This is a genomic window from Ensifer sp. KUDG1 (genome assembly GCF_050434285.1).
Taxonomy (GTDB): Bacteria; Pseudomonadota; Alphaproteobacteria; order Rhizobiales; family Rhizobiaceae; genus Ensifer.
Window position 1 is genome coordinate 90729 of sequence record NZ_JBNDIG010000011.1, and the last position, 23609, is coordinate 114337.

General features: G+C 63.3%; 17 protein-coding genes. All 17 read left to right on the forward strand.

All coding sequences use genetic code 11. The features are described from left to right. Window positions 1-2: 2 nt before the first annotated feature. The 17 genes from M2267_RS24480 (at window position 3) to M2267_RS24560 (ending at window position 23380) form a co-directional block, all read left to right on the forward strand. Window positions 3-896, forward strand: coding sequence for a DMT family transporter (locus M2267_RS24480; RefSeq protein WP_429117962.1), 894 nt, complete (start codon window positions 3-5; stop codon window positions 894-896). Between the two features lie 249 nt (window positions 897-1145). Beyond that, the gene (locus tag M2267_RS24485; RefSeq protein ID WP_043611048.1) at window positions 1146-2378 is read left to right on the forward strand and encodes an HlyD family secretion protein; all 1233 of its coding nucleotides are present in this window, start codon (window positions 1146-1148) and stop codon (window positions 2376-2378) included. After that, window positions 2360-4357 (forward strand): glycosyltransferase, encoded by a 1998-nt coding sequence (locus M2267_RS24490; RefSeq protein WP_429117965.1) that lies wholly within the window; start codon window positions 2360-2362, stop codon window positions 4355-4357. Before M2267_RS24485 ends, M2267_RS24490 begins: the two co-directional genes overlap by 19 nt. A 405-nt stretch (window positions 4358-4762) precedes the next feature. After that, complete coding sequence (locus M2267_RS24495; RefSeq protein WP_429118324.1) at window positions 4763-6376, forward strand: ABC transporter substrate-binding protein; 1614 nt, start codon at window positions 4763-4765, stop codon at window positions 6374-6376. A gap of 19 nt (window positions 6377-6395) precedes the next feature. Then, entirely contained in the window at window positions 6396-7379 is a 984-nt protein-coding gene (locus M2267_RS24500) for an ABC transporter permease (RefSeq protein ID WP_429117967.1), read from the forward strand. After that, a complete protein-coding gene (locus M2267_RS24505; RefSeq protein ID WP_429117970.1) occupies window positions 7376-8278 on the forward strand; it encodes an ABC transporter permease in 903 nt (300 codons plus the stop codon). The genes M2267_RS24500 and M2267_RS24505 overlap by 4 nt, the downstream gene beginning before the upstream one ends. Beyond that, window positions 8275-9090, forward strand: coding sequence for an ABC transporter ATP-binding protein (locus tag M2267_RS24510; protein WP_429117972.1), 816 nt, complete (start codon window positions 8275-8277; stop codon window positions 9088-9090). Before M2267_RS24505 ends, M2267_RS24510 begins: the two co-directional genes overlap by 4 nt. Further along, window positions 9087-10037, forward strand: a complete 951-nt coding sequence (locus M2267_RS24515; protein WP_429117973.1) for an ABC transporter ATP-binding protein — start codon at window positions 9087-9089, stop codon at window positions 10035-10037. Before M2267_RS24510 ends, M2267_RS24515 begins: the two co-directional genes overlap by 4 nt. 78 nt (window positions 10038-10115) lie before the next feature. Continuing rightward, window positions 10116-12140: a beta-N-acetylhexosaminidase gene (locus M2267_RS24520; protein WP_429117975.1), complete on the forward strand. Its 2025-nt coding sequence runs from the start codon at window positions 10116-10118 to the stop codon at window positions 12138-12140. A 229-nt stretch (window positions 12141-12369) separates the two neighbouring features. Next, window positions 12370-13275: a LysR substrate-binding domain-containing protein gene (locus tag M2267_RS24525; RefSeq protein WP_429117977.1), complete on the forward strand. Its 906-nt coding sequence runs from the start codon at window positions 12370-12372 to the stop codon at window positions 13273-13275. Window positions 13276-13470: 195 nt separating this feature from the next. Continuing rightward, window positions 13471-14895, forward strand: a complete 1425-nt coding sequence (aldA, locus tag M2267_RS24530) for an aldehyde dehydrogenase (RefSeq protein WP_429117979.1) — start codon at window positions 13471-13473, stop codon at window positions 14893-14895. A gap of 107 nt (window positions 14896-15002) precedes the next feature. Next, entirely contained in the window at window positions 15003-16280 is a 1278-nt protein-coding gene (locus M2267_RS24535) for an MFS transporter (protein ID WP_429117982.1), read from the forward strand. Window positions 16281-16283: 3 nt separating this feature from the next. Beyond that, window positions 16284-17501 (forward strand): mandelate racemase/muconate lactonizing enzyme family protein, encoded by a 1218-nt coding sequence (locus M2267_RS24540; protein ID WP_429117984.1) that lies wholly within the window; start codon window positions 16284-16286, stop codon window positions 17499-17501. A 21-nt stretch (window positions 17502-17522) separates the two neighbouring features. Beyond that, entirely contained in the window at window positions 17523-19136 is a 1614-nt protein-coding gene (locus M2267_RS24545; RefSeq protein ID WP_429117987.1) for a GMC family oxidoreductase, read from the forward strand. Window positions 19137-19388: 252 nt separating this feature from the next. Beyond that, window positions 19389-21128, forward strand: coding sequence for a gamma-glutamyltransferase (gene ggt, locus M2267_RS24550; RefSeq protein ID WP_429117989.1), 1740 nt, complete (start codon window positions 19389-19391; stop codon window positions 21126-21128). 208 nt (window positions 21129-21336) lie between these two features. Then, window positions 21337-21693: an SPW repeat protein gene (locus tag M2267_RS24555; protein WP_043611028.1), complete on the forward strand. Its 357-nt coding sequence runs from the start codon at window positions 21337-21339 to the stop codon at window positions 21691-21693. Window positions 21694-22294: 601 nt separating this feature from the next. After that, window positions 22295-23380, forward strand: coding sequence for an ElyC/SanA/YdcF family protein (locus M2267_RS24560; RefSeq protein ID WP_429117992.1), 1086 nt, complete (start codon window positions 22295-22297; stop codon window positions 23378-23380). The last annotated feature ends 229 nt before the right edge of the window (window positions 23381-23609 follow it).

The window sequence follows — 23609 nt, forward strand, 5'->3', positions numbered from 1 at the left end:
AGATGTCTTCTGATCGTTCCGCCCAGTACCCTTCCCAGCCGATTGCCGACCTGCAGATCGCAATCGCGGCCTTCGTGGCTGGGGCCGGATGGCTGTTTTCGATCCATGCGCTAGCCGAGCTGCCGCCGCTACTCTTCCTCGGCAGCCGCTTCGTCATCGCCGGCCTGCTGATCGGTCTCCTGGCGCGGTTTGCAACCTTTGCCGAACTCGGCAGGGCGGTGCGCCTGCTGCTTCCAGGCGCGCTCGCCTTTGCCGTCGCCATGATGGCCTGGATTTTCGGCCTGAAACAGACGACAAACCCCGGCGTTGCAGCCTTCATCTCCTCGACCGGCAACCTGCTGGTACCGGTTTTCGGCTTGCTGTTCTTCGGCTGGCCGGTCGGTCGAGCGCTCTGGATCTCGATCGCCGTCGCGCTTGCCGGGATGGGCTTGCTGTTTCTTGGCCCCGGCGCCCGCGTCGAGGCGGCTCACCTCTATTTTGTCGTCTCGGCCCTGCTTTGGGCGGCGAGCATCGCGCTGGTCAAACGCAATTCCGCCGAGGTCGGCGCGGTGGCCGTAGCCGCGATCCAGCTGGTGGTCGCAGGGGTGCTCATCCTCGCCGTTTCGCTGCTCGTCGAAGAGATGCCCGCGGCAGTCCCTTCGATCGAGACCTGGGGCTGGTTCCTGGCAAGCATCCTGGTCTCGACCTGCCTGCGTTTCGTCCTGCAGTTTCGCGGCCAGCAGCTGATCTCGGCGGCGCGGGCATCTGTGATCATGTGCTGCGAGCCGGTGTGGGTTCTCATCTTCACGCTGGCTTTTCTGGGGACGCCCTTGAGCCTTTCCCAGATCCTGGGCTGCGTGGTCATCTTCCTCGCCATGATCTGTCAGGTTGCTTTGCCGTCCAGATCGGCCGCCTGAAGACCACTCTCACATTAACCCGAAGCATTTGCGCGGCATGATCGTTCCGGATCGAGAAGTCGCCCTGTTGTGTCAGGGGGCGCTGATCGTTCTCAACTGGTTAACCGAATGCCAAAAGCACCAATTTCTAAGGGTTGCCCTCCGCGCCTTTGCGCACAATCTTGCTTACGCGACCGGAGCCGCAGTTGCGCGCGAGATTGACGCGCCAATGTCTGCCGCCCTGGCATTTCGAGAGTGGGAACAGCAGGCATGCTCCTGAACCATCGCATCACACGCATAACCGTCGGCGTCCTGCTGCTCACGCTTGCAATCGCCGTGCTCCTGCCTGGCCTCACGGGCTTTACCAGCCTCGACGGCACTGTAAATGCACGCTTTGCGGTCATCAATGCGCCGATCGATGGCGAAATAGGACAGGCGCCGCCACGGATCGGCACGCCCGTTGCCGAAGACGAGACACTTCTGACCATACGCAACGAACGCGTCAATCGGGCGATCCTTGCTTCCCTGCAGGCGGAAGGAAAGACGGCTGCCGATCGCGTCTCGGCGCTGGAGCGTGAACGGGACGAACTCGTCGCCTTGCGCAACCAGCTTGCCCATCGGCTCGAGAAATTCAAGAACGCCACCATTGCCAGTCTGGAACGAGAACTTCGCATCCTGCAGAAGCGGGTGGAGGTGTCGCGTGCCCAGGACGTCGTTGCACGGGTAGACCTCGACAGACGGCAGGAGCTGGAATCCAAGGGGATCTTCACCCGCAAGATGGTCGAGGCGGCAACCGCCGCCGGCGCGGCCACAGGCGGCGAGGTCGAGATCAGCAATTTGTCGCTCGATCTTCTCGAACAACGGCTGATGGCCCTGCGGGAGGGGATATTCATCGTTGGCGATGGTCAAAACGACGTGCCCTATTCGCGTCAGCGTCAGGACGAGGTGATCGTTCGCATAAACGACATCAACACCCGCATCGTCGAAAACCGCACGCGCGCCGACCAGACCGAACGACAACTGGAGGAAGAGGAGAAGCGCGTTCGCAGTCTCGAACTGGCAGAAATCGCGTCGCCGTTCAGCGGCGTGGTGTGGACCCGCAACGTCGTCAACGGCTCCAATGTCATCCTGAACAACGAACTGCTGCGTATCCTCGACTGCCGCGAACTGTTCGTCGATATTCTCGTTCCCGAAGTCGATTACGACGAGATCTATCCGGGCCGCGAAGCGGAAGTCCGGCTTCTCGGCCGCAGCGAAGTCTTCATAGGAAAGGTGCAGGCCGTCAAAGGCTCATCCGCAGTCGTCGAGAAAGACAATCTCGCCGCCAAGGAGCCGGAGGCCGAGGAGCGCGATGCGAGAATCCGCGTTCAACTCCTCCCCTCTGCTCTCAATACCGATTTCGGCAATTTTTGCCAGGTGGGGCGGTCCGCCCAGGTCCGCATCTCCCGGCACAATCTGCAACTGACACAGTGGATCAAAGGGCTGTGGTTCAACCTCTTCTAGCGCTCGCGCCCACATTGCTGGTGATCGCCTTCTTCCTGCTTGGGCCATCGAACTGGTCTCGGCACCAAAGCTGGGCGCGCACCATCACCTGCGCGGTCGTCGGGGCGGTCGCTTTGCGCTACATGGTCTGGCGCCTCTTCGAAACTGTCCTTCCCTATCCCGCCGATGGCGCCAACGTCTGGTGGGTTTGGATCGTCTTCATCATCGAGCTCCTTGCCTTCACGGAGGTCGTTCTCTTCCTCATTCTGATGAGCCGATACGTCGATCGCAGTCTCGAGGCGGACCGTTTGGGAAAGACGTTCTTCGCGCGCGAGGCGCAGGATCTGCCGACGGTCGATGTATTCATTCCGACCTACAACGAGCCGCTCGATGTCCTGGAGCGCACGATTGTCGGGGCTTTGGCGCTCGACTATCCCAAGGACAAGTTCAAGGTCTATGTCCTCGACGACGGCCGGCGTGATTGGCTGAAGACCTTCTGCGCAGAGCGGGGCGCGGTCCACCTGACACGGACGGACAATGCGCACGCGAAAGCCGGGAACATGAACAATGGGCTGCGCGCGAGTGCGGGCGATTTCATCGCCATCTTCGACGCTGACTTTGTCCCCTATCGCCATTTTCTCAAGCGCACCTTGCCGTTCTTTTCGGACGAGGGGATCGGGATCGTCCAGACCCCGCAGCACTTCTTCAACGTCGATCCGGTCCAATCCAACCTGGGCCTGGAGAACATCTGGCCGGACGAACAGCGACTATTCTTCGACGAGATCGCGCCCAGCCGTGACGTCTGGGATGTCAGCTTCTGCTGCGGTTCGTGCTCGATCGCCCGTCGCAAGGCTGTCGATGCGATCGGAGGCTTCCCGACGGAGTCGATCACGGAAGACCTGTTGACGACGCTGTCTATGCTGAACAAGGGCTACAAGACCCGCTACCTCAACGAACGGCTGTCAATGGGATTGGCGGCCGAGAATCTGACGGGCTATTTCGTCCAGCGGGAACGCTGGTGCCAGGGTGGCATCCAGACGCTTTACCTCCACAACGGTCCCTTGCGTGGACCGGGCCTGTCGTTGTTCCAGCGGATCATGTTTCTCCCCATGTCCTGGCTGGTTCAGTACGTGGTGCGCCTGATCGTCCTGCTCGTGCCGATCGCCTATCTCTGGTTCGGCGCTTTGCCGCTGCACTTCACGGGCGTTGCCGACTATGTCTCAAATCAGCTTCCGGTGCTCGCGGCCTATTTCCTCCTGATGCTCTGGATCACGCCGACACGTTATCTGCCCGTGGTCTCCAGCGCGGTCGGGACCTTCGCTACGTTCCGCATGCTGCCGACGGTTCTCTCTAGCCTCGTGCGGCCCTTCGGCAAGCCGTTCAAGGTAACCCCGAAAGGCACCGGCAACGAGGCGAACAGCTTCGACGCCTACACGTTTACATGGATTGCCGCTTTCATCGCCGTCACGGCGCTCGGACTTCTGATCAACCTTGTGCCGGAAACGGCGCAGGTCCAAGGGGCGTTCTCGGCGATCGGAGCCGTCTGGTCGGGGATCAACATCGTCGTCCTCGTCATCGCGTCGCTGATCTGTTTCGAAAAGCCACGCCGCCTTTTCCAGGCTTTCAAGCTCGACGAGCCCGCCAATGTCGATGGGACGCCGGGGCGCGTGGTCAGCCTCTCGCTCGACAAGGCGGTGGTCGCGGTTCCGCCGGACGTGCGCTTCCAGTCTGCGCAGGTGACCCTCAGGCTCGACGGTTTCGAGCCACTGCAGGCTGATCTCAGGCAAGTGACGCAGCGGCGCGGCGACATATCGCGTACCGGCGACAAGCGGCGCTTCTACCTTCACCTTTACTACGACCTCGACGGCAAGGAGCGCGACCGGATGATCGTCAAGCTCTATACCGGGCGCTACTCGCAGGACATTCCTGATATCGACAAGGTCGCGGTTTCCGTGAACCTCTTGCTGCGCGCCTTCGGTCGCACGCGCACCGTCTCCTAGCACACGGCCGCTGCGAGCCCGGCATGGCAGCCCCGGCAGCCACCAAACTTCGCCGGTCCGCGCAGTGATTCTCGCTTTTCATGATCCGGCCTGGGTGCGTCTGCGACCAATTTGGCGGCCTGAACGAACCGCTGAACGCCGCTTTTTCGGAAGTGGTATTCCCGTTCGAAATACCACTTGGCGGTTCTGATCATAACTTTAGTCTCGGCGAAAATACCCCGATTGACAGCGCGACTTTGGCGGACTTATCGTTAAGTCAAATTACTTGACTTAATAGTTCGATCAACGAAGCCTGAGGGGGAATTCGTCATGACGGCAGTCGAGGAAATGCGGCCTTTGCGCAATGCGTCGGGGGTCGGGAGGAGCGGTACGGCATGGCGTTTTGGGACGCTCGCGACCGTGCTGATGATGATCGCCGCCGCTGAGGCGCGCGCCGAATCCGTGCTCACCATGCACATCGAAGAGCAGACGAGTTGGGTGCAGAATTTCAACCCGTTCGACCTTGGCGGTCGTCGGCAGAGCACCATGGATTTCGTCTACGAGCCGCTGGTGATCTTCAACGATTACGACGGCGGCAAGCCGGTCTTTCGGTTGGCGACGGCCTACAAGTTTGCCGACGACCTGAAGTCGATCACCTACACGCTGCGCGACGGCGTGAATTGGTCGGACGGCAAGCCGCTGACCTCGGCCGACATGAAATTCACGCTCGAGATGATGCTCAAGAACCCGGCCGTCGATACCGTCGGCGTCGGTGAGACCGTCGCTTCCGTGGAGGCGCCGTCGCCGACCGAGGTGAAGATTAATCTCAAGGACGTGGACACGCATTTTCCGGAGTCGCTTGCCGATTTCCCGGTTGTGCCCGAGCACATCTGGAAGGATGTCAAGGATCCGCTGGCCTTCAAGAACGAGACGCCCGTCGGCTCCGGCCCGATGACCGAGATCCGCCGGTTCACGCCGCAGGTCTACGAGCAGTGCCGCAACCCCAACTACTGGGACGCCGCGACACTGAAGGTCGATTGCCTGAAGCTGCCGCAGATCTCCGGCAACGACCAGATGCTGGCGCTCTTGCCGGAAGGCGCGATCGACTGGTTCGGTTCGTTCCTGCCACAGATAGACAAGACCTATGTCGGCCTCGATGCCGAGCACAACGGCTACTGGCAGCCGCCGGCCGAAACCGTTGCCTTCCAGATGAACTTCAAGTCGTCGAACCCCGGCAATGCCGAGGCCTTTAACGACATGACCTTCCGTCGCGCCTTCAGCCTTGCCATGGACCGCACCGCGATGGTCGATATCGCCGGGTTCGGCTACCCGGTCGTCAACACCCATGCGAGCGGCCTGCCGCCGCGCTTCGACAGCTGGCGCAACAAGGCCGCCGAGGGCGCGCAGGACGAGTGGCTCGCCTATGACATCGACAAGGCCAACAAGCTGCTCGACGATGCCGGCTACAAGAAGGACGGCGAAGGCTTCCGCACCACGCCGAACGGCAAGCCCATCGCCTTCCCGATCATCGTGCCGAACGGCTGGACCGATTGGATCGACGCGGTGCAGATCGCGGCCGAGGGCCTGCGCAAGATCGGCGTCAACGCTTCCGTTGCCACGCCCGAATACGAGCAGTGGCAGAAACAGATCCTCGACGGCAGCTTCGAGGCGGTGATGAATTCGCGCGCCGACGGGCCGACGCCTTTCCGCGGCTACTTCCAGTCGCTGTCGACCGGCTTCGGCGGGCGTATCACCAGCGCGCCCTCGCGCTATTCCAACCCGGACCTCGACAAGGTTTTCGATGATTACCGCCGCGCCGCAACGGATGAGGAGCGCAAGAAGCTGTTCGACCAGGTGCAGGTGATCGTCGCCGACAATCTGCCCGTCGTGCCCGTCTTCAACGGTCCGACCTGGTACCAGTTTTCGACCAAGCGCTTCACCGGCTGGGTGACGAAGGACGAGCCGGTCATGAACCCCGAGGATCACGACAACAACCGGATGCGGCTGGTGCATCTGCTTCGCCTGAAGCCTGTACAATAAGCGAAAGCGGGTTTCAGCGATGCGACTTTCCCGTCGACGGCTTACCGTCTACTGCGTGGCGTTCCTCTTCGCGATCGTCATGAATTTCGCGGTTCCCCGGCTGATGCCGGGGTCCCCCGTCGACAGCATGATCGCCCAACTCGGACCGCGGGCAACGCCCGCGGCCGTCGAGGCGATCAAGGCGCGCTTCGGTGCGATCGAGCAACCGATCTGGCAGCAGTTCGTCGATTATGTCGTCGGGCTCGCTCATTTCGATCTCGGCGTCTCGGTCAAATATTATCCGCAAACCGTGCTCGAAGTGCTCGGCCGCTCGGCCGGGTGGACGGCATTCCTCGTGGTGACCGCCATCGTCTTCTCGCTTTGCGTCGGCGTGCTGCTCGGCGCGATTGCCGCCTGGCGTCGTGGTGGGCGTTTCGACAGTTTCGTCTCGCCCTTCTCGGTGGTGATGATCGCCGTTCCGCCTGTCATCATCGCGCTCGCGACTCTCTTCACCTTCGGCGTGACGCTCCGGCTGCTGCCGGTCGGTTACGCCTATGATCCGAGCCTTGATCCGGGGCTCAACTTCACCTTTTTCGGCAGCGTCTTCCTGCATGCGATCATGCCGGTGCTGACGCTCTCGCCCTATCTGATCGGCGAGTTCCAGACGACCATGCGCTCCAGCATGATCTCGGTGCTCGGCGAGGACTATGTCACCATGGGCAGGGCCAAGGGATTGTCGGAAGCGGCCGTGATGTTTGGCTATGCGGCGCGCAACGCCATGCTGCCGGTGCTGACCAATCTGGCGCTGATGCTGGGAGCCGTCTTCGGCGGTTCGATCGTCACCGAAATCGTCTTCAACTATCCGGGCCTCGGCCTGACGCTCTATACCGCGAGCGTCGCCCGCGATTATCCTGTGATCCAGGGGCAGCTTCTCTTGATGACGATCGCCACACTCGGCGCCAATCTCCTCGTCGATATCATCTACGGCGTGGTCGATCCGCGCATCAGGGAGGGCAGGGCATGAACGCGGGCGTCTCCTTGTTCTGGCGGCAGAAGAAAGCCGTCGCCGGCCTTGTCATCATCCTCACGCTCTGCCTGATGGCGCTGTTCGCTCCGGTTCTGGCACCGGGCGATCCGAGCGAACGTGTCGGCCGTTCGCATCAGCCGCCAACCGTCGAGCATGTCTTCGGCACGACGAAGATGGGCCGTGACGTCTTCTCGCAATTTGTCTGGGGCGCCAGGCCGTCGCTTGCCGTCGGTCTCGCTACCGGGCTTGCGATTACCGCGCTCGGCACCATCGTCGGCCTCGTCGCCGGCTATTTCGGCGGCCGCACGGATGCGACGCTGGACCTTGCGACAAACGCCGTGCTGGTCATCCCCAACATTCCGCTCTTGATCCTGCTCGCTTCCTTTGCCGGCACGGTCGGGCCGATGGCGATCATGGCGATCATCGCGCTCACCTCCTGGCCCTGGGGTGCGCGCATGACCCGGTCGCAGACCATGGCGCTCCGGCAGCGTGAATTTGTGGTGGCGGCACGCATGGTCGGCGAGCCGCACTGGCGGGTCATCTTCGTCGAGATCCTGCCCAATCTGGTGCCGCTGATCGGCATCAACGTCGTCGGCAGCATCATCTATGCGATCGTCGCCCAGACGACGCTCGAATATCTCGGCTTCGGCGATCCGCTGCGCGTCACATGGGGTACCATGCTCTACAACGCCCAGAACTCATCGGCGATCATCGTCGGCGCCTGGTGGGATATTGCTGTCCCGGCCGCGGGCATTGCGCTCGTCGGCCTCGGTCTTGCGCTCATCAACTTCACCTTCGACGAGATCGCCAACCCGCAGCTTCGCTCCGGGCCGGCGCTCAGCCGCTGGCTGCGGCTGACGCGACTGCGCCGTCGCGAGCTGGAGGCGGCCCGATGAGCGATGCACTTCTGGAAATCCGCAACCTCAACGTCGATTATCTGCTCGACGACGGCGCGTTCCGTGCCGTCAACGACGTCTCCTTCGAGGTCCGCCGCGGCGAACTCTTCGGCCTTGCCGGCGAATCCGGCTGCGGCAAGAGCACGATCGCCTATGCGATCACCCGGCTGTCGAAGGCGCCCGCCTGGGTCGCCGGCGGCGAAATCCTGCTCGATGGGCAGGACCTCTTGAAGATGCCGGAAGCGGCGCTGCAGAGTGTGCGCTGGCGGCGGATCGGCATGGTGTTCCAGAGCGCGATGAATTCGCTCAATCCGCTGATGCGGGTCGAGGCGCAATTCTTCGACGTGCTGCGCCGGCACACCGGCGCGACGCGGCCCCAGGCGCGTGCGCGGGCAGAAGAAATGTTCCGCCTCGTCGGCATTCCGGTGGGGCGCCTCGACAACTATCCGCACCAGTTCAGCGGCGGCATGCGGCAGCGCATCGTTATCGCCATCTGCCTGGCGCTGAAGCCGGAGCTGATCATTATGGACGAGCCGACGACGGCGCTCGACGTGGTGGTGCAGCGAGAGATCCTGGAGCAGATCGTCGACCTGCAGCGCAGCCTCGGCTTCTCGGTGCTGTTCATCACCCATGACCTGCACCTGATGGCGCAGCTCTGCCACCGCATCGGTGTTATGCTGAAAGGGCAACTGGTCGAGGTCGGCGACACGCAGCAGATCAGCCGGACGCCGGAGCACGACTACACGCGGAAACTCTGGGGCGCGATCCCGCAACTGCCGTCATCCGTCCGCAGCCTGGGGGGCGTCGAATGAACGTGATGCCGCTAGCGACGACGATGGCTGGTGAAGACGACGCGATCGTACGCCTCAAGGATATCAGGCGCAGCTTTGGCACCGTCGAGGCATTGCGAGGGATTTCGCTCGCCTTGAAACCCGGCCGGGCGCTGGCGCTGGTCGGCGAGTCCGGTTGCGGCAAGACCACCTGTGCCCGCATCGTAGCAAGGCTCGATGCGCCGACATCGGGGAGGATGGCGTTTCGCGGCGCCGACGTCACCGAGGCCGGCGACCGTGCCGAGGAGAAGTTGCGTCGCCGGGCGATCCAGATGGTGTTTCAGGATCCGTTCGCCTCACTCAACCCGGTATTCTCCATCTACCACCATCTTGCGCGGCCGCTCCTGCTGCACGGTCATGCGAAGACCGGGGCCGAAGCACGGGCGGCGGTCGCGCGCCTGCTCTCCGATGTCGGTCTTGATCCCAGTGTGACCGCGCGAAAATTTCCGCACGAACTGTCCGGTGGCCAGCGCCAACGCGTCAACATTGCCCGGGCGCTCGCCGTCGGGCCGGACGTGCTCGTCGCCGATGAACCGACGTCGATGCTCGACGTTTCGATCCGGCTCGACATCCTGGAACTGCTTGCGCGCATCAAGCGCGAGCGCAACCTCGCCATGCTCTACATCACCCACGATATCGCCACGGCCGCCCACATCGCCGAGGAGGTCGTCGTGATGTTTGCAGGCCAAATGGTCGAGTGGGGCGAGACCAGCGCCGTCATCGGCAATCCCCGCCATCCCTATACGCAACTGCTTCTTTCCGCGGTTCCCGACCCCGATCGCCCTTTTGTGCCGGGGCAGAGCGCCCGCTTCCTCGCCCATGCCGACGAGGTGCGGCGAAAGAGCCGTCCGGCCTCCGACGACGTGGAAGAAGTTACCGTGAATCACTTCGTCCGTGCCCTTGGCCAAACGCCGACGGGAGCTATGTGAACCGAGGACACGCCTTCGCCAAGAAACGCGCTGGCCTTCCGGCCGATCGCAGAGACCAATCATTCATGGAGCCATTTGATGACGTTTGCCGCCAAATCTGACTATCTTCTGGAAACGCTCTGGGTGCCGGTCGGCACTGCCGACAGGTCGGTCTATGCGCTGACGCTCACCAACAATTCGGACCGGACGATCAAGGGTTTTCGCCTCGGCGTCTCCGGCCCCGCGCGCATCGATCCTGCCGCCGAGGTCGAGGGCGGGCAGCTGCTCGTCCGGCTCTCCAACTATGCCGAATTCGCGCCACCCGAAGGGTTTGAGTTGAAGCCCGGCGCGACCTGGACGCTCAAGGCCCTCGGCATGAGTTTTGAGCCGCGCCACTGGACCGATGGCGCCAATGCCGCTTTCCTCGTTCTGTCCGACGGCACGAATGCGCCGGTGGCCGTGCTTGCCTCGCGGGCGCACGGCGACAATGCCGAGCTGAAGCGCGGCGCTGCCGTCTATCCGGTGCCGAAGGTGGCGCCGGTGCCGGTCTCGATCGTGCCTTGGCCGCAGGCTGTTGCGGTCTCCGGTCAGTTGCTGGCGCCTCCGGGCCTTGACCTGAAGGCCGAAGGCAGTGAAGCGTCAGCCGCGGCGAAGTCCTTTGCCGATCTCACGACCAGCCTGTTTCCGGTCGAGGGCATCGTCCGGCCGGCGGCGGAAGGCGGTTTCCCGGTCGAATTGTCCAAGGCAGCAGACCTTGGTCCGGAGGCCTACAAGATCCGCTTCTCGCCCGCCGGCGTTGCCGTTTCGGGTGGTAGCGAGACGGGCATCCTCTACGGACTGATCACGCTCGGTCAGGTCCTGCGCGGGGCGCGGTCGCATCCGGGCACCTTCGTGTTTCCGACGGGCGGCGAGATCAAGGACGAGCCGGCACTCGCCTGGCGCGGCACCCATCTCGACGTCGCCCGGCAGTTCTACAGCACAGCGGAAGTCGAGCGTTTCCTGCGGCTGATGGCCTGGAACAAGCTCAATCGTTTCCACTGGCACCTGACCGACGACGAGGCCTGGCGCATCGAGATCGATGCCTATCCGGCGCTGACCGAAATCGGCGCCTGGCGCGGCCACGGCCGCAAGATCCCGCCGCTGCTCGGCTCCGGTCCTGAACCGACCGGCGGCTATTACACCAAGGTGGCGGTCCGCCAGATCGTGGCGCTGGCAGCGAGCCTCGGCATCGAGGTGATGCCGGAAATCGACATTCCCGGACATTCCTATGCCATGCTGCAGGCGATCCCGGAGCTGCGCGACCCCGACGAGAAGGGCAGCTATCATTCGGTCCAGGGCTTCCCGGACAATTGCCTCAACCCGGCGCGCGAAGAGACCTATCGCGTGCTGGAGATCATCTTCGACGAGTTGATCGAGCTCTTCCCGATGCGGGCGATCCATGTCGGCGCCGACGAGGTGCCGCTTGGTGCCTGGTCCGGCTCGCCGGAAGCGCTCACGCGGCTTCGGGCGCTTGCTGGTGACGAGGTTGCCGAAACCCACGCCAAGCGCCTGAACGTCGTCACCAACACCCATGGCGCCGACGAAATCGACGGTTCGGGTGCCGCGGTGCTGCAGGGCGAGTTCCTGGCGCGCGTCCAGGCGTTCCTGGCGAGCCGAAATTGCGTCACCGGTGGCTGGCAGGAGGCCGCCCACGGCAATGTCATCGACAAGGCAAAATCGCTGCTCTTTGGCTGGCGCACGGTCGAGGCGTCGGCTGCCCTTGCCGAGGAAGGCTACGACATCGTCGTCTGCCCGGGCCAGGTCTATTACCTCGACATGGCCAACAGCCCGGCCTGGTCGGAGCCGGGTGGCAGCTGGGCCGGCTGGTCGGATCCGGAAAAGCTCTACACATTTGACCCCGTGGAGGGCTGGACGGACGCGCAGAAGAAGCATCTGCTGGGCGTGCAGTGCTGCATCTGGTCCGAACCGATGACCGACCGCGCCGTCTTCGATCGGCTGGTCTTCCCGCGTCTTTCGGCGTTGGCGGAAACCGGCTGGACGCGGCCGGAGCGCAAGTCCTTCAAACGTTTCGAGGCCGTGGTCGGGCTGATGCCGGTGCTCTACGGCTTCTATGCCGTGGAGTAAGAACGAGTGAGTTTCCAGTTTTCGTCTGGGCTTGGCCAGGCGATGGATTGGATAGGTGAACGGCGGCGAGAGCCGCCGTTTGTCGTTGCGAGGCAACCGGGCGCATGCCTGTGGTCAGTAGGTGCGGTTTGGATTTTCGTGCTTGTGCGCTAGAGCGCGGCACGCAACAGTAAGCATCGATCCGCGGCAATCCGCGGAGATATAGTAGTTTCCCGAGGCCACGTTATCGATGCGAAGACTTCCTGGACTGTCGGCGATGAAGGTCTTCGAGGTGGTCGGGCAGACCCGCAGCTTCACGCGGGCGGCTGAGCGGCTCAACCTCACGCAAAGTGCGGTCAGCCGTCAGGTCCGCAATCTCGAGGACGAGCTTGGCGAAGACCTGCTCATTCGCCGCCACCACCATCTCGAACTGACGCCGGCCGGCGCCGAATTGCTGGCGACGATCCAGGAGGCGTTTCACAGCATCGAGGTGTCGCTACGCAGCATCACCGAGAAGAGCAACCAGAACCGCTTGCGGGTCAACGTTCCGCCGACCTTTGCCAAGCGTTGGCTGCTGCCGCGTCTTGCCCGGCTGCGCGCAGCCTTGCCCGACGTCGATATCAGCCTCAGCACGGAAGCCACGGACACGCTTGCCGAGCGGGGGCTTCTCGACTGCGCCATCCGCTTCGGCGACGGCGAGTGGCCGATGCTGGATGCCAGCATCCTGATGACCGAGCGGCATGTCGTCGTCTGCGCGCCGTCGCTGCTCGAGGGCGTGAAAGTCGAGGGTCCGACGGATCTTCAGCGCTTTACCTTCCTGCATGTATTGGCCTCGCCCGACCGGCGTTATCTGACCTGGCGCCATTGGCTGGATGCGGCCGGGTTCCAGGATGTCGATACGCGCGGCGGGCTGGAGTTCGACCTGCTCGACCTTGCGATCGAGGCGGCCTGTGCGGGTCTGGGCGTCACCGTTGCCGATCGTTCGATGGTGCGGGTTCAGTTGGAAACTGGGCAGCTCGTGCAACTCTTCGATGTCGAAGTCGAGGGGCATGAATCCTACTGGTTCGTAACGCGGCCCCAGGCAGGAACCGACAGCAAAGTCGATGCTTTCCGTGCCTGGCTGCTTACGGAAGTTTCGGCCGACCGCGCGGCCTGAGCCAAGCATTCCATTTTGGAATGCTCTCACTGAAAATTACTCGCTTGTGCCTCCGGTCCTATCGTCGCAACAGTTTCGTGACGGTCTCGGTCGGGGAGAGAGACGGGCCGTCGCTCGTTGTGCTCTCTCCCGCGCAGTCCGCTTGTCCCGCGCGCTTTTGGCGCCCGGAGCCGCGGCCAACACATCCGAGATGCCATGAGCCCCTATCGCAACTTTTCCGGCGGTCGTTTCATCGAAAGCACGTCTGCGATGACGATCGACGTCCGCAATCCGGCAACCGGCCAGGTCTTCACATCGGTGCCGGCGGCAACGGACGACGAGGCAACAGCGGCGGTCGAGGCAGCCGTGAAGGCGCAGCGCGCCTGGGCGGCACTGCCGGCCATCCAGCGCGGTGACGCGCTGCGCCGGCTGGCGGCGGTGCTGGAAAACCGGGCCGAGAGCATTGGTTCTGCCCTGGCGAAGGAGTCGGGAAAGAGCCTCGCCGACGCGACCGCCGAAGTCATCTACGGCGCCGAACTGACGCGCTATCATGCCGAATGGGCCCGCCGCATCGAGGGCGAAGTGATCGAGAGCGACAATCCCGGCGAAACGCTGCTCTTGAAGCGTGTTCCGATCGGTGTCGTTGCCGGTCTGATCCCGTTCAACTATCCGATCTACACGCTTGTGCGCAAAATCGCCCCGGCGCTGATCGCGGGAAACGCCGTCGTTGTGCGCCCGAGCAACAACACGCCGACCTCCGCCTTCGCCTTTGCCGAAGCGATCGTCGAGGCCGGCCTGCCGGAGGGGCTCGTCAATATCCTCACCATGTCGCATGACGTTGCCAAAACGCTCTGCACCCATCCCGGCGTCGGCATGATCACGCTGACCGGCAGCGTTTCGGCCGGCCGCATCGTGCTCGACTACTGCAAGGAAAACATCGCCAAGCCCTCGCTCGAGCTCGGCGGCAAGACGCCTGTCATCGTCGAACCGGACGCCGATCTCGATGCTGTGGCGCAGGCGATCATTGCCGCCAAGACCGCCCATTGCGGCCAGGTTTGCACCAGCGCCGAGCGGCTCTATGTGCACGAAAGCGTGCATGACAAGCTGCTCGCCAAGCTGCGGGAGGGCTTTGCAGCCCGTGCCTTCGGCGACCGCGCCGAGGATGCGACCCGCATGGGACCGCTTGCCAATGCCGCCGCGCAAAAGCGCGTGCACGAAATGGTCGAACAGGCGAAGGCGGAAGGTGGAACGATCGAGACCGGCGGTTACCTGCCGGACGGACCAGGCTACTTCTATCCGCCGACGCTGATTTCCGGCTGCCGGCAGGAGATGGAAATCGTGCGCGAAGAAGTCTTCGGTCCGGTGCTTGCGGTGATCCGCTATTCCACCTTCGAGGGAGCGCTGGCGCTGGCGAGCGATCATCAGTTCGGCCTGAGCTCGGTGCTCTTCACCGAGAACTATCGCACTGTCATGCGGGCCAGCGACGCTATCGAAGCCGGCGAGCTCTACGTCAACCGCTTCCCGGCGGATCCCTATCAGGGCTTCCACGCCGGCTGGAAACGCTCGGGCCTCGGCGGCGACGACGGCAAGCACGGCATGCTGGAATTCACCCAGACGCGCCTCGTCGTCCTGAAACACTGATCATTTGAAATGACGCAATTCCGGACGGGAACCGGAATTGTTCGGACATCAACATCAAGACCGGGCCGATGGCACGCTCCCGCCATCGGTCGGGGAGGAGACGACCCTTGAGCTCAATTTCCGAAACAGACATCGCTGCGCCGTCCGTGTCGGCCCGCAGCCGTTACCTGCAACTGGCGCTGATCGTAATCGCCGCCGGTGCGATCTATCCGATCCTCTATCTGCGCCAATCCTACCAGACGACGATGCTGGAGGTGCTGAAGCTCTCGAACACCGAGCTTGGCGTCCTCTATTCCATCCTCGGCACCAGCTTCCTCGTCGGCTACCTGCCGAGCGGTTGGCTCGCCGACCGCGTCCAGCCGCGCATCCTCATTCTCATCTCCATGGTCGGCACCGGTCTGCTCGGCCTCTGGTACGCGACGCTGCCCGGCTACTCATCGCTGCTCGTCATCTATTGCGGTTTCGGCGTCACGACGGGCCTGACGTTCTGGGCGGCGACGCTGAAGCAGGTGAACCTGATCGCCGGCGCCAATGAGCAGGGACGCTTCTTCGGCATTCTCGACGGCGGCCGTGGCCTGGTCGAGGCGCTGCTGGCGAGCGTCGCCATCGCGCTCTTCGTCTTCACGACGGAAACGCGCGGTGCCGGGCTTGCGATGGGTTTCCGTGATGTCGTGCTGCTCTATGCCGTCTTCTGCATCGTGGTCGGCATCGCCTATTTCGCCGTGTCGCAGCCCGTCGCTGTCGACAAGAGCCCGCGCAAGCGCGAGGGCAACCTGCTCGCCGACATCAAGACGCTGCTCCGCATCCCGGAGGTCTGGCTCGTCGCCGCCATCATCTTCTGCGGCTATCACGTGTTCCTCGCGACCTACAGCTTCTCGGCCTATCTACAGGAAGGCGGCTTCGGCATTTCCGCCGCCATGGCCGGTCTGATCGTCACGATCAAGCTCTGGCTGCGCCCGGTCGGCGGTATCGGCGGCGGCTTGCTCGGTGACCGCTACGGCAAGACCGGCATCCTGCTCCTGAGCTTCCTCGTCGCAGCCGCCAGCCTCGTGGCGATGATCGCCCTGCCGGGCATCGGCTCCACGGTCCTCTTCGTCGGACTGGTGCTGCTCGTCGGCCTCATCACCTACACGATCCGCGGCCTCTATTGGGCGATCCTCGACGATTGCCAGGTGCCGGCAAATATCACCGGCCTTGCGATCGGCATCATCTCGCTCGTCGGCTACGCGCCCGACACCTACCTGCCGCTGGTCAACGGATACCTGTCGGACCGCTACCCCGGCATCGCCGGCTACCAGTTCTATTTCGGCTACATCGCCGCCATCTGCGTCCTCGGCGCCATCGCCACCCTGGCGCTGATGGCCCGCCTCAAGAAAAAGGGATGACCCATGAAGATCGCGTCTCTCAAGACCTATGCCGTCGCCGTCCCGCCGCCGCATGTGGGTGGCATGTACTGGATCTTCGTGCGGCTGACGACCGCCTGCGGCATCGAGGGCATCGGCGAGATCTACGCCACCTCGTTCCATCCGAAGGCGCTGACACCGCTGATCGAGGACGTCTTCGAGCGGCATCTGCTCGGGCATGACCCGCACCAGATCGAACGCTTCTGGCGTTCGGCCTATTCGAGCGGCTTCACCCAGCGCCCGGACCCGACGATGATGGGCATCGTCTCGGGCCTTGAGATTGCGTGCTGGGATATCATCGGCAAGGCCGCCGGCCGGCCGGTCGCGGACCTGCTCGGCGGCACCGTGCACGAGAAGCTCCGCGCCTATACCTATCTCTACCCGAAGAACGCGGCCGGAGAGTTCGACTTCAACGATCCGGATCTCGCCGCCGAATGTGCCGTCGAAATGGTCGAGATGGGCTTCACCGCCGTCAAGTTCGACCCGGCAGGTCCCTACACCAACTATTCGGGCCACCAGCTTTCGCTCGGCGTGATGGACCGCTCGGAGGAATTCTGCCGCAAGATCCGTGACGCGGTTGGAAGCAGCGCCGATCTGCTTTTCGGCACCCACGGCCAGATGGTGCCGTCTTCGGCGATCCGGCTGGCCCGGCGTCTCGAAAAATACGACCCGCTCTGGTTCGAAGAGCCGGTTCCTCCGGGCCAGGAAGCGGCGATGGCCGAGGTGGCGCGCGCGACCTCCATACCGATTTCGACCGGCGAACGGCTGACGACGAAATACGAGTTCCAGCGCGTGCTCGAGCTGAAGGCGGCATCGATCCTGCAGATGAACGTCGCGCGCGTCGGCGGACTTCTGGAGGCGAAGAAGATCGCCGGCATGGCCGAGGCCTACTACGCCCAGATCGCGCCGCACCTTTACAACGGTCCGGTGGGGGCTGCCGCCAGCATCCAGCTTTCGGCCGCGACACCGAACTTCCTCATCCACGAGGCGATCCTCGATTTCAGTGGTTTCCACGCCGATGTGCTGAAGACCAAGCTCGTGGTCGAGGACGGCTATATCATCCCGTCGCGCGAACCCGGTCTCGGCATCGAGCTCAACATGGACGTCGTCGAAAAGCACACGCCCTATACCGGCGAGCGCCTGCACCTGCAGATGGACAGCCGGCCGGCGGACGTGAAGCAATTTGCGCCGGCACGCGGATAACAGCGACGATAGGACTTCGAGATGATCTACGATTACATCATCGTCGGCGCCGGGTCGGCGGGCTGCATCCTTGCGAGCCGGCTCAGCGAAAACGGTCGCCACACGGTGCTTCTGATCGAGGCCGGCGGCAACGACAATTCCTTCTGGTTCAAGATCCCGGTCGGTTATGCCCGCAGCTACTACAATCCCGCGGTCAATTGGATGTATTCGAGCGAGCCCGAGGCCGCGCTTCAGGACCGCAGCATCTATGTGCCGCGCGGCAAGGTCCAGGGCGGCTCCGGATCGATCAACGCGATGATCTATGTGCGCGGTGCGCGCGACGACTTCGACGACTGGAAGAGCGCCGGCAACACGGGCTGGGGCTACGACGAGGTGCTTCCCTATTTTCGCAAGCTCGAAACCCATGCGCGCGGCTCATCGGAGTGGCATGGCGCCGAAGGCCCGATCCACATCACGCCGATGCGCGGCATGACGCACCCGATCACCGACGCATTTCTGGAAAGCTGCGGATCGCTGCAACTGCCGCTGAATGAGGATTTCAACGGCGCCTCGATCGAGGGCGCCGGCGTCTACGACGTCAACACCAACAACGGCCGCCGTTCGCATTCGAGCGCGGAGTACCTGCGGCCAGCGCTCAAGCGTCCTAACCTCACGATCGAACGCTACGCGCAGGCCGAGCGGTTGGTCTTTGGCGAAGACGGGCGCGTGACCGGCGTCGACGTCATCCAGAATGGGACGCGGCGGCGCTTCACGGCGGCGCGCGAGGTCATTCTGGCCGCCGGCGCGGTCGGTAGCCCGCAACTGCTGCAAGTCTCGGGCATCGGCGACGGCAGGGCGCTGTCGTCAGCGGGCGTGGAAACGCGGCGGCATTTGCCGGCGGTCGGCCAGAACCTGCAGGATCACCTCTGCGCCAGCTTCTATTATCGCGCAACGATCCCGACGCTCAATGACGAGTTCGGCAGCCTGTTCGGCCAGATGCGTCTTGGCCTGCAATATCTCTTGACCGGCAAGGGACCGTTCTCGATGAGCGTCAACCAGGCGGGCGGCTTCTTCCGCGGCCGGCCCGACGAAGAGCGGCCGAACATCCAGCTCTACTTCAACCCGCTCTCCTACCGGATCCCGAAAGACCCGAAGGCCGGGCTGAAGCCGGAGCCCTATCCCGGCTACCTGATCTGCTTCAACTCCTGCCGGCCGACCAGCCGCGGCAGCATCTCGATTGCGTCCGGCGACCCCTCGGCGAAACCGTTGATCCGACCGAACTATCTGACGACCGATCGCGACATCGACGAGGTGTTGCAGGGCAGCCGGCTCGTCCGGCGCATCGCATCTGCCTCGGCGCTCTCCTCGCTGACCGCGGAAGAAATTTCGCCGACGCCGCGCGTCGAAAGCGACGAAGCGCTGATGGACTATTTCCGTGAAAACTCGGGCTCGATCTACCACCTCTGCGGTACCTGCGCGATGGGGCCGGACCAGGCGAGTTCGGTGGTCGACAGCCGCCTGAAAGTCCACGGCGTTGCCGGCCTGCGCGTCGTCGATGCCTCGATCTTCCCCAACATCACCGCCGGCAACATCAACGCGCCGACGATGATGGTCGCGGAAAAGGGCGCGGATCTCATCCTTGCGGATGCAGCCTGACGCGTGCGCGACGCTTCCCCCTCTCGAAGGCGGGGGAAGCGGACGCGGACCGACGGGCGGCGCTCGGGCGTCGGCCGCGGTCACCTGTGATTTGCCATCGTCGATTGAGCGTGACTATACTTCCCGCACTTCATAGCCGCCCACATCAGGTGCTTGCCCCTACCCGAACGATCGTTGCCACCGCGCTCGACGCGGCGAGGCCACGGTCATTGAATTTTGGCAATGCGCCGCGAGCCTGCGAGGGAGAGACGCATGCCGAGTTCCCGCTTGAAGACCCTGTCGATTACGTTGCTCATTGCATCGAGCCTGACGCCTTGGGCGGTGCAGGCGGCCTCACCCGAGCCCGTGAAGGCGGAGCATGGCATGGTGGTCTCCGCCCAGCACCTGGCGTCCGATGTCGGTGTTGCCGTGCTGAAAAGCGGCGGCAACGCGGTGGATGCGGCCGTTGCCGTCGGCTATGCGCTTGCCGTCACCTATCCGACCGCCGGCAATATCGGCGGCGGCGGTTTCATGACGATCCGCTTCAAGGACGGCAAGACGACGTTCCTCGACTTCCGCGAACGCGCGCCGCAAGCTGCGACCAAGACCATGTATCTCGACGCCAAGGGCAATGTCGTCGATGGCCTCAGCACCGAGGGCTATCTCGCCGTCGGCGTGCCGGGGCCGGTCATGGGCTTCGAAACGGCGCGCAGTCGCTATGGCACCAAGCCGCTTTCCGAATTGATCGCGCCGGCGATCGCGCTTGCCAGGGACGGTTTCGTGCTGGAGCAGGGCGATATCGATTCCTTCGAGGGCGAGACGGACAGGCTCGCCAAGGATCCGGCCGCCGCCGCCATCTTCCTCAAGGACGGCAAGCCGTTCGTCGCCGGCGAGAAGCTGATCCAGGCCGACCTTGCCGCTTCGCTTTCGAGCATTGCCGAGAAGGGCACCGACGCCTTCTACAAGGGTGCGATTGCCGACCAGATCGTCAAGGCGAGCGCGGAGAAGGGCGGCATTCTTGCGAAAGCGGATTTCGAGCGTTACGCCGTGCGCGAACTGGAGCCGGTCAAGTGCAACTACCGCGGCTATGACATCGTCTCCTCGCCACCTCCGTCCTCAGGCGGCGTGATCATCTGCGAAATCCTCAACGTGCTCGAAGGTTATCCGATTTCCTACATGGGCTATGGCGCCGCCGAGACCGTGCATGTGATGATCGAGGCCATGCGCCACGCCTATGTCGACCGCAACACGGCGCTCGGCGATCCGGACTTCGTCGAGAACCCCGTCAGCAAGCTCACCGACAAGGCCTACGCCGAGGAAATCCGCGGCAAGATCGACCCGTTTCGCGCCGGCGTTTCGGCGACGCTGATCCCCAAGGGCTTCGGCGAAAGCAAGGAGACGACGCACTATTCGATCATCGACGACGAGGGCAATGCCGTCGCCGTCACCTACACGCTGAACGGCTCCTTCGGGGCCGGCGTGGTGGCGCCCGGAACCGGCATTCTGCTCAACAACGAGATGGATGACTTCACCGCCAAACCCGGCGTGCCCAATCTCTACGGGCTGGTGCAGGGCGAGGCGAACGCGATCGCGCCCGGCAAGACGCCGCTGTCGTCGATGAGCCCGACGATCATCTCCAAGGACGGCAAACCCTTCATGGTGATCGGCAGCCCCGGCGGCGCGCGCATCATCACCATCACGCTCGAAGCGATCCTCAACGTCATCGACCACGGCATGAACATCCAGGAGGCGGTCGACGCACCGCGCATTCACCACCAGTGGCTGCCGGACAAGGTGTTCATGGAGCCCTATGCGCTCTCGCCCGATACCCGCAAGCTGCTGTCAGCTATGGGGCATAATGTCCAGATCGACGAAAGCTGGACGATCTGGGGGCAGGCGACCGGCATTCTCGTTGGCGGCGAGAGCCTGTCTGACATCAAGGCCGGAGGTGGCGCCCGCTACAATGGCGCGGTCGACAGCCGCATCGGCGCGGGCGCTGCGCGCGGCTACTAGAGCCCGCGCGAAACGGCGCACAAACCGTGCCTTGGCACCGATTAAGGGCGGCGGATCGCCGGTTCGCCGCTCGATTTCGCGCATGCCACCACCACGTGCTCACGCGAAAAAGATTTGAAAGCGGTTCCGGTTGAATTTATTATGTTTTCAGAGCGTGCGACCGCACGCGATCGTACGCTTTGGCCAAGCTTCATTCGTGGAGGTTGTCATGGCACTGATGGAAGGAAAGAAAGCACAGGACTGGATCAATCTGGTTCTTGCAATCTGCCTGTTCGTCTCCCCCTGGATCATGGGTTTCGTTGTCGAGAGCGTTCCGGCATGGAACGCCTGGGGCGCCGGCGTCGTGCTCGGCGTTCTGGCGATCGCGACGCTTGCCATGTTTGCGGAATGGGAAGAATGGGCAAGCCTCATCGTCGGGCTCTGGCTGATCGCTTCACCCTGGCTGCTCGGTTTCTCGACCAGTCCCAACCCCATGTGGACGCATGTCGTCCTCGGGGCGCTGGTGACCGTGCTCGCGATCTGGGCCGTCTGGGACGAACGTCAGCATCCGCATGCGCATGCATGACGATGAGCAGAGAAGGCTCGCGGCCCGGCGCCGCAGCGCCGGGCCGCGAGCAAATCTGAAAACCGCGAGGAGCCATCCTCTTCGGATTTGCGTGACTTCAAACCTCAGGTCCCTTCGAACCGTCAAACGGGTCGGCGCATCGGCCCCCCGCTATGGTGCCTTCGACAGCGGCGCGCAAAGAGTGCGCTGAGACTTTCCGAGCGGCGGGGTAGGTTCTCGACTGCCCGTCAGCAGCGAGGTCGTTGAAGCAGGCTTTGCACTTACTACCGGCCCGCCATGACACCTTGGTCATTCAGCGATTGCGCCCGCTCGCTGTGCGCGCCTGCTGCGCAATTGGATAATACCAATATAACGCCAATCAGCGACTGTTTCGGAACGCGCGCGCAACTTGTATTCGCTATCTGTAAGAAATGTAACACGAATTGTTGCGGCTTTGCGCGCCATTCCGGCTGGTTGCGCTGCCGCGAGCTGGACAGGTGGTCATGTTTTGGTATTTCTAATATTGGCCGCAAGGAGACGGCCAAATCGCAAGTGAATACGGAAACGCTATCGGCCCGAGGGCGAGAAAGCCGGCGGGCAACCGGAAAACTGGGAGATTTAAATGAAGCCGAGTTCCATTTTTGCCCCCTCGGGGTCGACCGTGACTGCATCGGGCGCCCCGCGTTCGGTAAAGGCGCGCAGCACGAGGCGCCGCCTCCTCGGACTGTTGACAGCGACTGCGTGTCTCATTTCAACCTTTCCGGCCGGCGCCTTTGACCAGGCCAACGCTGCCCGTATCAAACAGCTGGTCGACACCGGCATGCAGTATTACTGGTCGGGCGGCGACGTCAAAAAAGCGGAAGCCGAGGTCTTCAAGGGCATTACGCTGCACGGCAAGTATGATGTCGTGGAGGAAGCCTTCAAGGAAGCGGCGACGCTCGCGCCCGAGCGGTTGGACTTCCAGTATGCCGTTGCGGCGACCCAGATCATCCAGAAGAAGCTCGACGACGCCCAGGCGACCTTCCAGGGCATCCTTGGCAAGGACCCGACCGCTTTTGATGCGCAAAGCTGGCTGGAGGCCATTGCCCGTATTCGTGGCGATGAGACCAGCGCGGCGCTTGCCCACCAGGCCCTGGCCGGTCTCGATCGCGAGCGGGCGGAGGAGTACCGCAAGAGGTTCGTTCGGGCAGAACAGATCATGGCTGAAAAGCCGAACTTCGACGTCCCGACCGTGCCGGGCAAAGTCGTGATCGTCGCGCTGGGCTATGCGCTCGCCGATGACGGCAAGGCGCAGCAAACCCTGCTCGACCGTCTCGAGGTGACGTTGAAGGCCGCCGAGGCCAACCCGACAGCGCTTGTCATGGTGAGTGGCGGCGTGCCGAAAAATGGCGTTACGGAAGGTGACGTCATGTCCAAGTGGCTGGTCGACAAGGGTATCAGCCGCGATCGCATCATGATTGAGGACAAGTCGAAAGACACGATCGGCAATGTGATCAATGCCGCCAACCTCCTGGTGCGGCATCAGGCCGACACGGTGATCCTGGTAACCAGTTCCAGCCACATGCGCCGTGCGCGCACCGTCATGGAGGATGCCTTGAACCAGCGCGACCTGCCATCGGCCGTGGTGCCGCTGAATGCACTGGACGCGCCAACCCAGGATGAAGCCGCAAAGGTCGGGGCTGACGAGCGGTTGGTCATTTACCCGTGATCTGATGCGTGTTTCGGGCGTATGGGCCTATCCGGGTTTGCAGCAGTAGCCATCGAAAGATCCCCCAAACCTGATGGTTGCGCGTCCTACCCTTGCATTTAAGGGTGGGACGCGTGCGTTTTCTGGCTCAGTTTGAGAATGCGTCGGTCGCGCGTGTGGCGCGCGGGAAGAGGCTGCGTTATTCCCGGGGGGGGGGGCCAACATAACGCTTCCCATCGGTCCTGCTTTG

Bases quoted from the DNA above. Each gene is read 5' to 3' on its own strand.
- aldA (WP_429117979.1), top strand. From the start codon at position 13,471: ATGAGCCCCTATCGCAACTTTTCCGGCGGTCGTTTCATCGAAAGCACG.
- M2267_RS24495 (WP_429118324.1), top strand. From the start codon at position 4,763: ATGATGATCGCCGCCGCTGAGGCGCGCGCCGAATCCGTGCTCACCATG.
- M2267_RS24480 (WP_429117962.1), top strand. From the start codon at position 3: ATGTCTTCTGATCGTTCCGCCCAGTACCCTTCCCAGCCGATTGCCGAC.
- ggt (WP_429117989.1), top strand. From the start codon at position 19,389: ATGCCGAGTTCCCGCTTGAAGACCCTGTCGATTACGTTGCTCATTGCA.
- M2267_RS24525 (WP_429117977.1), top strand. From the start codon at position 12,370: ATGCGAAGACTTCCTGGACTGTCGGCGATGAAGGTCTTCGAGGTGGTC.
- M2267_RS24560 (WP_429117992.1), top strand. From the start codon at position 22,295: ATGAAGCCGAGTTCCATTTTTGCCCCCTCGGGGTCGACCGTGACTGCA.
- M2267_RS24555 (WP_043611028.1), top strand. From the start codon at position 21,337: ATGGCACTGATGGAAGGAAAGAAAGCACAGGACTGGATCAATCTGGTT.
- M2267_RS24505 (WP_429117970.1), top strand. From the start codon at position 7,376: ATGAACGCGGGCGTCTCCTTGTTCTGGCGGCAGAAGAAAGCCGTCGCC.
- M2267_RS24500 (WP_429117967.1), top strand. From the start codon at position 6,396: ATGCGACTTTCCCGTCGACGGCTTACCGTCTACTGCGTGGCGTTCCTC.
- M2267_RS24485 (WP_043611048.1), top strand. From the start codon at position 1,146: ATGCTCCTGAACCATCGCATCACACGCATAACCGTCGGCGTCCTGCTG.
- M2267_RS24540 (WP_429117984.1), top strand. From the start codon at position 16,284: ATGAAGATCGCGTCTCTCAAGACCTATGCCGTCGCCGTCCCGCCGCCG.
- M2267_RS24520 (WP_429117975.1), top strand. From the start codon at position 10,116: ATGACGTTTGCCGCCAAATCTGACTATCTTCTGGAAACGCTCTGGGTG.
- M2267_RS24515 (WP_429117973.1), top strand. From the start codon at position 9,087: ATGAACGTGATGCCGCTAGCGACGACGATGGCTGGTGAAGACGACGCG.
- M2267_RS24545 (WP_429117987.1), top strand. From the start codon at position 17,523: ATGATCTACGATTACATCATCGTCGGCGCCGGGTCGGCGGGCTGCATC.
- M2267_RS24510 (WP_429117972.1), top strand. From the start codon at position 8,275: ATGAGCGATGCACTTCTGGAAATCCGCAACCTCAACGTCGATTATCTG.